Origin of the sequence: Flavobacterium sp. (assembly GCF_017744675.1) — a bacterium.
GTDB lineage: Bacteria > Bacteroidota > Bacteroidia > Flavobacteriales > Flavobacteriaceae > Flavobacterium.
In genome coordinates this window covers 151,132-164,126 of record NZ_JAGIAV010000003.1, presented here as the reverse complement: position 1 = coordinate 164,126, position 12,995 = coordinate 151,132, and the positions used below count along the sequence as shown (strand labels likewise).

The window sequence follows — 12,995 nt, the reverse complement described above, 5'->3', positions numbered from 1 at the left end:
TCTTTTGGTAAAACCGGTTTTTAAAGTGTCAAAATTACAAAAAAAAGATATGAAACTGTCGAATTGTAAATAATCGTATCTGTATAATGTTATAATAACAGTATTATCTATAGTTTTGTGTCATACTAACACTATTTAACAGATATAAAAATGGATAAGAATCAACTACTTACAAAACTATGGGAGCAATATATAGAAATTACTCCATCAGCATTAAAAATACATGAATTACTGGAAGAAAAAGGGGAAGAAATTATAAATGACCATATTGCCATTCGTACTTTTAATGATAAACGTGTGAATATTGAAGTATTAGAAAAAGCCTTTCTAAATGTTGGGTATCAAGCAAAAGGAGAATATTATTTTGAGGCAAAAAAGCTATATGCAAAACACTATGAAAATGCTTTGGATAAAAATGCGCCAAGAATTTTCATTTCAGAATTAGAACTAGAAAAATGTTCTCCTGAATTGCAGGAAACTGTTCAGCAGCTTTTGGATAGTTGTGATCAAAACGTATTTAATGATCCAAATTTGGTTTTGAGCGGAGCTGTTTGGAACGGAAATTCGCAAGCGGTTTACAAAACATTGCTAGAAGAGTCTGAATATGCGGCATGGATGTATGTGTATGGTTTTAGAGCCAATCATTTTACGATCAATACAAATGCTTTAAAAGGTTTTCAGACTTTAGAAGAATTGAATAATTTCTTAGAAGCCAGCGGATGGGAATTAAATGCTTCTGGAGGAAAGATTAAAGGAACTCCAGAGCAGCTTTTGGAACAATCAAGCACATTGGCAGATTTGTATGATGTTGAATTTAAAGAGGGAACATTAAAAGTGCCATCTTGTTATTATGAATTTGCATTGCGTTATCCTATGTCAAACGGTGAATTATATCAAGGCTTTGTGGCATCATCAGCAGATAAAATATTTGAAAGCACTGATGTAAAGCTTCAAAAAACAAAATAATATTCACGTAGTAGGTAAAGCACAATTAAAAAGTTTATAATGGCAATCGAAGAATTAGAAATTACAATAAAAGAAGCTTTAAAAGCATTAAACATAAAAGACATTAACGAAGGAACTTCAACAGGATTGCATAATTTTTCAAATGGAGAAATTTTAGAAAGTTATTCTCCTGTTGACGGAAAATTAATTGGAAAGGTTAAAACATCTACAGCTGCAGATTATGAAAAAGTAATGGAATCGGCAACTGAGGCGTTTAAACAGTTTAGATTGATTCCTGCACCAAAACGTGGAGAAATTGTACGTCAGTTTGGCGAAAAATTACGAAAGAACAAAGAAGCGTTAGGAAAACTGGTTTCGTACGAAATGGGAAAATCATTGCAGGAAGGTTACGGTGAAGTCCAGGAAATGATTGATATCTGTGATTTTGCGGTTGGTCTTTCGCGTCAGCTTCACGGATTAACGATGCATTCAGAAAGACCAGGACACAGAATGTATGAGCAGTATCATTCTCTGGGAATTGTGGGTATCATTTCGGCATTTAACTTTCCGGTAGCGGTTTGGGCTTGGAATACAGCTTTAGCATGGGTTTGCGGGGATGTTTGTGTTTGGAAACCATCTGAAAAAACACCGCTTTGCGCAGTTGCATGTCAAAATATTATGGCAGAGGTTATAAAAGAAAATAACCTGCCAGAAGGAGTTTCGTGCTTGATTAATGGCGATTACAAAATAGGAGAGTTGTTAACCAATGACAAGCGTATTCCATTAATTTCGGCTACTGGCTCTACTCGAATGGGTAAAATTGTGGCTCAGGTAGTTGCAGGACGTTTAGGAAAATCATTGTTAGAATTAGGTGGCAACAACGCCATCATTGTAACTCCCGATGCCGATTTGGAAATGACAGTTATAGGAGCTGTTTTTGGTGCAGTGGGAACGGCGGGACAAAGATGCACTTCGACAAGACGTTTGATTATTCACGAAAGTATTTATGATAAAGTAAAAGAAGCACTTATTTCGGCCTACAAACAATTGCGTATCGGAAATCCGTTGGACGAAAAGAATCATGTTGGACCTCTTATTGATAAACAGGCAGTCGAAATGTATGATCAAGCTCTGAAAAAAGTGGTCGAACAAGGAGGAAAAATTCTGGTTGAAGGTGGAGTGCTTTTAGGAGAAGGATATGAAAGCGGCTGTTACGTAAAACCTGCTATTGCAGAAGCTGATAATTCTTTTGAAATTGTACAGCACGAAACTTTTGCGCCTGTTTTATACTTATTGAAATACTCAGGAACAGTCGAAAATGCTATTGAAATCCAAAATAATGTGGCTCAAGGATTATCTTCAGCAATTATGACCAATAATCTGAGAGAAGCCGAAATGTTTTTATCTGTTGCAGGTTCTGATTGCGGAATTGCCAATGTAAATATCGGAACATCGGGTGCTGAAATTGGAGGTGCTTTTGGTGGAGAAAAAGAAACTGGCGGAGGAAGAGAATCAGGTTCTGATGCATGGAAAGTTTACATGAGAAGACAAACCAATACAATCAATTATGGTGTTGGAGTGGCATTATCTCAAGGCATAAAATTTCATTTGTAAAATGAATTTTGCCAGTAAAAGAACTAGTCATATATTTAGATAAAAAACACTTTATAAAAAAATGAAATAATATGTACAAAAAGAAATTTTTTCTGATTCTTGTATCTTTTTTCATCATCGCTTCAGCCTGGTCTCAAAAAGGTTTTCCTATTTTAGAATCAGCTAAAAACAGTATTACTTTTAAAGGAAATCCAACAAATGCGACAGACAGAAAGTCTCTTGCATTTTCTGATAAAGGAGCTTGGTTCGGATTTGGATTTTTGGAACCATCAAATCAAGCAGGATTTTCAGGACCTTTTTTAATGACGGAACAAAATGGCGTATGGTTAAGTACGTCTTTTGTTTCGTTACAGTTAAAGGAGGAAAACAAACAGGAAATCATCAACTGGAAAAGTGCATTAGTAGCACAAAATAGTTACAACAGCCACTTGGAGCAGCAGTTTAAGAATGAAAAATTAGAAGTAAAACAGCAATTAGTGTTTTTGTCGGGACATTCGGCTTTGCAAAGAACACAGATTACAAACAAAAGCTCAAAAACAATCACTATTTTTCCGTCCTATAATAGTACTCTGTTTTTAGATGATTTAAAATTATCAAACGAAAACAATGTTTTAAAAATTACTTCAGCCAAAAGTATTGCAGTAGGATATATTCAATTTCTAAAATCAAAAGCAGTAATTGAAATTTCAAAACAAGGATATCAAGCACAGACAGAAAAATTGGTTTTGAAACCAAATGAAACCAAAGAAATGATCGTTTCTCAAAGTTTTATTTTTCCGCAATATTCATGGAAAACCGAAAATGAGACAATACAAAAAACAGTTTTTACTACACTGTTAAACAACACACAAAAAGAAAAAGAAAAGCAATTGGCGCAATTAATTGCCAAAAAGAAAAGTATTTACAAAGACCAGATTTATTCCGATTTAGTAGCAAAATTAGTATTGACTTTACAAACCAATACGAGAATTGCAGCAGAAGGATTAAAACACGGAGGCCTTTTTCCGAGTTATAATTACGAATGGTTTCATGGTTTTTGGGCTTGGGACAGTTGGAAACATGCCGTTGCAGTCTCCAATTACGATACAGAGTTAGCCAAAAATCAGATGCGTGCTTTATTTGATTATCAGGAACCAAATGGTTTTATTCCAGATTGTATTTATAGAAATAATCTTTTAGAAGAAAACAACTATCGAAACACCAAAGCACCTCTTGCAGCTTGGGCAATTTGGAAAATTTATGAAAAGACAAACGATGCTAGTTTTCTAAAAGAATTTTATCCTAAGTTGAAATTATACCATAACTGGTGGTACAAAGAACGCGATCACGATCAAGATGGTTTATGCGAATTTGGATCAACAGATGGAACTGTAATCGCGGCAAAATGGGAAAGCGGAATGGATAATGCCGTTCGTTTTGACGAAAGTAAAATTCTGAAAAACGGGGAAAAAGCGTATTCGTTAAATCAAGAAAGTGTGGATTTAAATTCGTTTTTATTTGCTGAGAAAAACTACCTCAATAAAATGGCTGAAATTTTAAAACTGGATGATGAAGCAAAAAAATGGAAGGATGAAAGCGCTGTACTAAAAGTCAAAATTCAAAATCAGTTTTGGGATGTTGTAACAGGTTGGTTTTATGACACAACCATTGATGGCAAAAGGTTGATTAAAGCAATAGGATGTGAAGGATATTGCCCAATTTGGGCAGAAGTAGCATCGGTAGAGCAAGTCAAAGCAGCGAAAGCAAATATGATGGATACATCTAGTTTGAACACTTTTGTTCCGTTACCGACATTAGCAGCAAACCATCCGAAATTTAAACCAGATAATGGATATTGGAGAGGACCTGTTTGGCTAGATCAGAGTTATTTCGGAATCAATGGACTAGAGAAATACGGCTACACAAATGAAGCTAACGAATTGGCACATAAACTAATGCATAATGCCGAAGGAGTTTTGGATAAAGGAACTTCTATTAGAGAAAATTATCAGCCCGTTACAGGAAAAGGATTAGAAGCCTTCAATTTCAGCTGGTCGGCTTCACATTATTTAATGTTACTTTTAGAAGATAAATAGTGGATTAGAAGTAAGTGTAATCCCTACGGGATATTTTTATCTCAGTAATCTAAGTTTTTTACCATTATTTAAATCCTAAAGGATTATCTCGGAGAGATTAAATATTGGTAGAACGAATAGATTGAAGGTGGAGTATTGTCCCGTAGGGACTACATTTCATTAACGACCATAAGTGTCGGGAGAGCTTCAAAAAAGACGTTTCATTTTTATAAAAAGCACATAGCTATGTGTTAGAAACTAGTTTCTTTAAATTACCTTTTTTTAGAAAAAAAATCTATGTTTCTATGTATTTAATTTAGTTCATTTGATTAAAACCAAAACAAAAAAATATGTTTAACCATAATATATCTTTCGCAAAATTAATAATGGCAGGATTGCTTGTAGCGAGCTGTCATTCAATCCCACTTTTCGCCCAAAACAAAAAAAATGCCGTTTTAGAAAATAAAGATCCGCAGCGATTTTTCTCAAAGTCAGATTTAATGCAGATCGGAGTGTATTATTATCCAGAGCAATGGCCAAGAGAACAATGGGAACGCGATTTAAAAAACATCAAAAAACTAGGTTTTGAGTTTACGCACTTTGCTGAATTTGCGTGGACTTTTATGGAACCCGAAGAAGGAAAATACGATTTTAAATGGCTGGATGATGCATTGGCAATTGCCGAAAAAGCAGGTTTAAAAGTGATTATGTGTACGCCAACGCCAACGCCTCCAGCTTGGATGGGAGAAAAATATCCCGAGATTTATCTAGTAGATGCAAGCGGTCGTCGCAGAGAACACGGAAACAGAGCCAACCAATCAGTATCAAATGAAAAATACAGAGAATTTGTAGAAAAAATTGTTACGGAATTAGGAAAAAGATACGGTAAAAATAAAAACGTAATAGGATGGCAGGTTGACAATGAACCTGGTGCACCAGATGATTTTAGTCCGTCAGCGCAAAAAGGATTTCAGAAATGGCTGAAAGCGAAATATGGAACAATAGAGAAACTAAATACCGAATGGGTAGCGAGTTTTTGGAGTATCAGATATAATAATTTTGAGCAGATTGCAATTCCAAATGCTGAGATTTATTCTGAAGACAAATTGAGTCCGCATGCTGTTTTAGATTTCAAAAGATACACTGCAGATTCACAAGCAGAATATTTGAATTTGCAAGCCGAAACACTTAAAAAATATATCGACCCGAAACAATGGGTTACAACAAATTACACCAATGTAGTGTATGGTGCAGATCCAAGAAGGACAGACAAAATGGATTTTGCGACTTACACCATGTACCCAGTAAGCGGAAGAAATACGTTGGGAGGACAAAATTTCAGAATGGGATCTCCGAACAAAATCATGGAAGCGAATGATTATTATCGATCTATAAACGGCGTTACCGGAGTGATGGAAATGCAGCCTGGGCAAGTAAACTGGGCGAGCATTAATCCGCAATTGCTTCCGGGAACAGTTCACATGTGGATTTCTCAAGCTTTTGGCGGAGGCTGTTCTTTTACTTGCACGTACAGATACAGACATCCTCTTGGAAGCAGCGAAATGTATCATGATGGAATTGTAGGAACAGATGGTGTGACTTTAACTACAGGAGGAAAAGAATTTGTTCAGTCAATCGAAGACATGAAATTGCTTCGCAAAGAATACAATCCAAAAGCAGTAATTCCGCAGGAAATTGCAAAGAGAAAAACAGGATTTTTATGGAGCCATGAGAATCTATGGGATCTAGAAAATCAAAAACAAACTGAATTTTGGAGCACATGGCGACATAGAAATACGTATACTTCGGCTATAAAATCGACTGGAGCGCCAATGGATTTTATTACAGAAGAAAGCGATTTTTCGGCTTATCCGTTTATTGTAGCGCCAGCGTATCAATTAATCGATCAAAAACTGGTAGACAAATGGACCAAATACGTTGAAAATGGAGGAAATTTAATCCTTTCTTGCCGTACAGGCCAAAAAGATAAAAACGGACATTTCTTTGAAGCCAATTGGAGTGCGCCAATCGTGCCTTTAATCGGAGCTGATGTTGATTTTTTTGATATGTTGGTCGAAGATGTAAACGGAACAGTAAATGCTGGATCAAATTCTTATAAATGGAATACTTGGGCAGATGTTTTAAATCCAAAACAAGGAACAGAAGTTTTGGCTTCTTACGCAGATCAGTTTTATAAAGGAAAAGCAGCGGCAGTTACCAGAAAATTAGGAAAAGGAACCGTTACTTATATTGGAGCAGAAAGTAAAGATGGAAATCTAGAAAGACAAATAGTAAGAACCATTTACGAACGTGCAAAAGTAACCATTGACGATCTGCCAAAAGGCGTTTATGTAGAATGGAGAGATGGTTTTTATGTAGGTGTAAATTATACTAACGAAACCATTAATTTACCAATTCCAGCCGGAAGCAAAATATTGGTTGGACAAAACCCATTAGAACCAGCGCAAGCTATCATCTGGAAATAGAAAGTTGCCACGAATTCCACGAATTGGCACGAATCATATAAAATTTATTTGAGAAAAATTAGTGTCGATTTGTGTAATTCGTGGCAAAAAAAATAAACAATTTTAAAAGAATATCAATGAATTTTTCAGAAGCAATTATTCAGGATTTAGTAAAAGAACATTACGGCTTAAACGTAACCGTAAAAGCATTAAATGGATATGACGAACTAAATTTTCTGTTATCGAATGAGAAAAACGAAAAATACATTCTAAAAGTATCAAATGAAAGTCATCCGTTTCCCTTTCTAGAAGCGCAGGCCGCTATTATAAGACATCTCACCAAAAGCTCGATTTCAGATTCTTTTCAGCATTTTTGCCTCAACAAAAAAGGAGAGGAGCTAACGCGAATAGAAACAGATTCCCAAACTTATTATATCCGAATCCTAAACTTTTTGGAGGGGACATTTTGGGTAGACGGAAAGAACAAAACAACTGAATTGCATTATAATTTAGGTTCGTTTTTAGGAAAAATGGATCGTGCTTTGGCTGATTTTTCGCATCCCGCAATGCATCGCAATTATACGTGGGATATTAGCAAAGCAAGTGAAGCAGGTGATAATTTGAAACACATCCTAAATCACGAAAAACGACGTATTGCAGGTTATTTTTTATTGCAGTTTGATACCGAAGTATTGCCGCAAATTCATCGTTTGAGGCACGCTTACATTCATAACGATGCCAACGATTACAATGTATTGGTACAAGGAAATCATGTTAGCGGACTAATTGATTTTGGCGATATGGTTTACACCGCTTTGATCAACAATCTGGCGATTGCCTGTACGTATGCGATGCTTGATGAAGAAGATCCGTTGGCAGTAGCAGCGAAAATTGTCGAAGGATATTATCATTCCTATGCACTTACAGAACCGGAATTAGATTTGTTGTATTATCTAATTGCTGGAAGACTTTGCATCAGCGTGACGCAATCGGCTTACAATGCTTCATTAGACAGTAACAACGAACATCATTTTATTACCGAAAAACCAGCTTGGGACTTATTATACAAACTAATAAAAATCAATCCAATCAAAGCGCAAGATGCGTTTAGAAAAGCTTGCGGTTTTGAAGGAGTAATTTCAAACGATGATTATTCGGAGTTGCTAGAAATTAGAAAAAAGAAAATTGGTCGAAATCTGAGCATTGGTTACAAAGACAAATTAAAAATTGTAAAAGGAGCTTTGCAATATTTGTACGATGACAAAGGCAGAACTTTTGTTGATTGTGTAAATAATCCTTCGCATGTGGGGCATTGCCATCCAGTTGTAGTGAGAAAAATGCAGAAGCAAATCGCAACTTTAAATACCAATACTAGATATTTGAATGATGCGATAACTGAATATGCCGAAAAACTTACGGCAACTTTACCAGAAAAATTGAGCGTTTGCTATTTTGTGAATTCAGGAAGTGAGGCTAACGATTTAGCGATTCGCATGAGCCGTCATTTCACTAAACAAAAAGATATTATTGTACTCGATCATGCCTACCACGGAACTTCGACAGTGGCTATGGAAATGAGTCCGTATAAATTTGACAGCAAAGGCGGTTCGGGACAAATGCCTTGGATTCATAAAGCGATTAATCCAGATTTGTACCGTGGACCTTATAAATATGGCGATACCGAAGCAGGAGGAAAATATGCTGCAGATGTGCAACGAATCATTGATGATCTAAAAAAAGAAGATAAAGCACCAGCAGTATTTATTTGCGAAACTTTGTTGGGAGTTGGAGGACAAATTCCGTTGCCTGAAAATTATCTGAAAACAGTCTATGACTATGTTCGTGCAGCTGGTGGTGTTTGTATTGCAGATGAAGTTCAGGTTGGATTTGGAAGAATTGGAGAGCATTTCTGGGGCTTCGAACTGCAAAATGTGGTTCCCGATATTGTTGTTTTAGGAAAACCAATTGGTAACGGACATCCACTTGCGGCTGTAATTGTTACCGAAGAAATTGCCGAAGCCTTCAATAACGGACTGGAATATTTCAATACTTTCGGAGGAAATCCTGTTTCAATGACTACAGGATTGGCTGTTTTGGATGTCATTCAAGAAGAAGAAATGCAAAAGCATGCGCTAGAAACAGGAAATTATCTAATGGATGGATTAAAAGGTTTAATGGCTAAATATCCTATTATCAGTGATGTTCGTGGACACGGACTATTTATTGGTGCCGAAATGGTAAAAGACAGGACGACTATGGAGCCAGCTATTCCTGAAATAGATATTGTAGTAGAAAAACTAAAAGCAAAAGGGTATTTGTTGAGTACAGATGGACCTTTGCACAATGTTTTAAAGATAAAACCGCCAATGCCATTCGATAAGCAAAATGCAGATGAAATGGTACGATTATTAGATATCGCTTTAAGCGAATTATAAGAAAATTTAAACACATAGAAACATAGATTCTTTTCTTCGCAAAAGGTAATTGAAAGAAACTAGTTTCTAACACATAGCGATGTGCATTGAAACTAAGTGAAACGCCTCGTATGCGCAAAATAAAACTATGTTTCTATGTGTTAAAAAACATTAGTTAAGAAAACATAAAAATGAATGATAAAACTATTCCTTCCGGGAGTTCTATTAATCTTGAAGTTCTAGAAAAACAATTAGAAGGAAAATTGTTTTACGATCACACCATGCGAACGCTTTACGCTACAGATGCAAGTGCATACAAAGAAATGCCTTTGGCTGTTGCGATTCCGAAAACGAAAGAAGATATCCAGAAAATTATTGCTTTTGCTAAAGAAAATAAGAGCAGTATTATTCCGCGTGCAGCGGGAACTTCGCTTGCTGGACAAGTTGTTGGAAACGGAATTGTAGTTGATATTTCTCAGGAGTTTACCAAAATTATCTCTTTAAATCAGGAAGAGAAATCGGTTTGGGTTGAACCAGGTGTAATTCGTGATGAACTTAATTTGTATTTAAAACCATATAAGCTTTTTTTTGGACCAGAAACTTCTACGAGCAATCGTTGCATGATTGGCGGAATGGTGGGAAACAACGCCTGCGGAGCGAGATCTGTGGTGTACGGATCGACTCGCGAACATGTGTTGGAAATAAAAGGTTTTTTGGCGGACGGAAACGAAGTCATTTTTGGTTCGCTGACCAATGCTGAATTTGAAGATAAATGCAACGGAATAAATGTTGTGAGTCCGCTAGAGCAGGCGATTTATTTTCAAGCAAAAGAAATACTTTCCTCTGAAAATAACCGAAATTTATTTGAAGCCAATTTCCCTAAAAAATCAATTCCAAGACGTAATACAGGTTATGCGTTAGATTTATTGGCAGACAGTTCGCTTTTTGGAGATTTTGCTGAAAAATTTAATTTCTGTAAACTAATTGCAGGATCTGAAGGCACTTTGTTTTTTTCTACAGCAATTAAACTAAATCTAGTTGATGCTTTAAAACCCTTTTCGGCATTGATTTGCGTGCATTTTGAAAGCATTCACGAATCTTTAAAAGCAAATATTGAAGCGTTAAAGTTTAATCCAGATAGTGTGGAATTAATTGACCATTATATCTTGGAATGTACCAAAGAAAATATCGAACAAAGCAAAAATCGTTTTTTTGTAAAAGGTGATCCTCAGGCAATTTTGGCTGTCGAATTTTTAAGAGATTCGAAAGAAGAAATTGAGGAGATTGCACAAGAAATGGAAGCTTTGATGCGATCTAAAAATCTAGGGTATCATTTCCCAATTGTGTATGGTGAAGATACAAATAAAGTTTGGGCATTAAGAAAAGCGGGATTAGGCTTATTGTCGAATATTCCGGGAGATGCCAAAGCAGTTGCTGTAATTGAAGATACAGCTGTAGATGTGAATGATTTGCCTGATTTTATAGCAGATTTCAATGCGATTTTAAAAGAGAGAAATCTAAACTGTGTGCATTATGCACACGCGGCTACTGGCGAGTTGCATTTGCGTCCGATTATAGATTTAAAAACAAAAGAAGGAACAGCACTTTTTAGAACTATCGCAACCGATATTGCCCATTTGGTAAAGAAATATAAAGGTTCTCTGAGTGGTGAACATGGCGATGGAAGGCTACGAGGAGAATTTATTCCGTTGATGCTGGGCGATGAAATTTATCAGTTATTTATTCAGATAAAAAAAGCTTGGGATCCGTGGAATATTTTTAATCCAGGAAAAATTGTAAATACGCCACCAATGGATACCAGTTTACGATATAAAGCAGGTCAGGAAACGCCAATGCCAGAAACGTATTTTGATTTTTCGGAGCATAACGGAATTCTTCGTGCAGCCGAAATGTGCAATGGATCTGGAGATTGCCGCAAAACAGAAAAAAGTGGCGGTACGATGTGTCCAAGTTATATGGCAACTCGAGACGAAAAGCATACGACTCGAGCGCGTGCCAATATGTTGAGAGAAACCATTACAAACTCTACAAAAGCAAATCGGTTTGATGATGAAAATTTGCTTGATGTTTTGGACTTGTGCTTAAGCTGTAAAGGTTGCAAATCAGAATGTCCTTCAAATGTAGATATGGCAAAACTGAAAGCTGAAACTTTACAGCAATATCATGATAAAAATGGTATAAAATTACGTTCGAAATTGATTGGACATACTCCTAAAATTAATCAGTTATTTGCTTCGATGCCGTGGATGTATAATTTATCTGCGAAAGGAATTCTAGGAAACTGGATTAAAAAAGGAACTGGTTTTGCAACAGAAAGACAACTGCCTTTAATGCATAAAATTACTTTTGATAAATGGATGAAAAGCTACATTCAAACTGGTGATTTTGTATATGGAACGGTGTATTTGTACAATGATGAATTTCTGAATTATTTTGATGTTGAAATTGGTCAAACAGCTGTAAAGCTTTTAAATAGATTAGGTTATAAAGTGAAAATTCCTAAAATTGGAATAAGCGGTAGAACTTATTTGTCAAAAGGAATGCTGAAAGAAGCGCGAGAAATTGCAGAACAAAATACGAGAGATTTTGAAACAGCGATTCCACAAGATGGAATTTTAATCGGAATTGAACCTTCTGCAATTTTGAGTTTTCGCGATGAATTTCCTGATTTGTGTCGTGGAAATTTAAAAGAAAAAGCAAGACAATTTGCAGGAAGAACTTTCTTAATAGAAGAGTTTTTGGCGAAAGAATTGGAAGCAGGGCGCATTTCACCTCTTAGTTTTACAGAAAAAAACGAACGAGTGCGTATGCATGGACATTGTTTTCAGAAAAGTTTGTCTTCTTTGGTTCCGCTAAAAAAGATATTGTCATTGCCAAAGAATTACACGGTTTTAAATATTCCGAGTGGCTGTTGCGGAATGGCGGGTTCTTTTGGTTATGAAAAAGAACATTATGATATTTCTATGAAAATAGGAGAGTTGGTTTTGTTTCCAACCATTAGAGCAGAAGAAAGCGCCACTTTAATTTCTGCTTCTGGAACAAGTTGCAGACATCAAATTGCAGATGGCACAGGACGAAAAGCACAACATCCGGTTGAAATATTGTATAACGCATTGAAATAAATACCCGTAAAATCAAATGCATCTGAAAAAGTATTTCACGCAGATTTAATAAGATTTCAGCAGATTAAATTAGATTTTTTTTACGTATAGTAAAATCGTAGAGGCGAATTGCAGTGCGTCTAACATATCGTTAATACGCATTTGTTATAAAATAAATCTGTGTAGATCTGCTTCAATCATATCAATCCCGATAGCTATCGGGAGCGTGAAAAAATTGCTCGCAAAGTCACAAAGTCGCGAAGTTTTTTTTAGCCACAGATTAATCGTAGAGGTACACTGCAGTGCGTATAACGTATTGTGAATATGTATTTAATATTAAAATAAATCTCCAAAATCTGTGAGATCTGCGAGAGACAAAAA

General features: G+C 35.9%; 6 protein-coding genes. All 6 read left to right on the top strand.

The window, feature by feature from the left end; genetic code table 11:
* Positions 1-150: 150 nt before the first annotated feature.
* The 6 genes from J7574_RS09415 (at position 151) to J7574_RS09390 (ending at position 12,635) form a co-directional block, all read left to right on the top strand.
* Positions 151-966 (top strand): DUF1338 domain-containing protein, encoded by an 816-nt coding sequence (locus tag J7574_RS09415; RefSeq protein WP_290967381.1) that lies wholly within the window; start codon positions 151-153, stop codon positions 964-966.
* Between the two features lie 39 nt (positions 967-1,005).
* Positions 1,006-2,559 (top strand): aldehyde dehydrogenase family protein, encoded by a 1,554-nt coding sequence (locus tag J7574_RS09410; protein WP_290967380.1) that lies wholly within the window; start codon positions 1,006-1,008, stop codon positions 2,557-2,559.
* A 71-nt stretch (positions 2,560-2,630) separates the two neighbouring features.
* Entirely contained in the window at positions 2,631-4,634 is a 2,004-nt protein-coding gene (locus tag J7574_RS09405; RefSeq protein ID WP_290967379.1) for a trehalase family glycosidase, read from the top strand.
* A 329-nt stretch (positions 4,635-4,963) separates the two neighbouring features.
* Positions 4,964-7,099, top strand: a complete 2,136-nt coding sequence (locus J7574_RS09400) for a beta-galactosidase (protein ID WP_290967378.1) — start codon at positions 4,964-4,966, stop codon at positions 7,097-7,099.
* A 116-nt stretch (positions 7,100-7,215) separates the two neighbouring features.
* Complete coding sequence (locus J7574_RS09395) at positions 7,216-9,513, top strand: aminotransferase class III-fold pyridoxal phosphate-dependent enzyme (RefSeq protein ID WP_290967377.1); 2,298 nt, start codon at positions 7,216-7,218, stop codon at positions 9,511-9,513.
* A gap of 170 nt (positions 9,514-9,683) precedes the next feature.
* A complete protein-coding gene (locus J7574_RS09390; RefSeq protein ID WP_290967376.1) occupies positions 9,684-12,635 on the top strand; it encodes an FAD-binding and (Fe-S)-binding domain-containing protein in 2,952 nt (983 codons plus the stop codon).
* Positions 12,636-12,995: the final 360 nt, after the last annotated feature.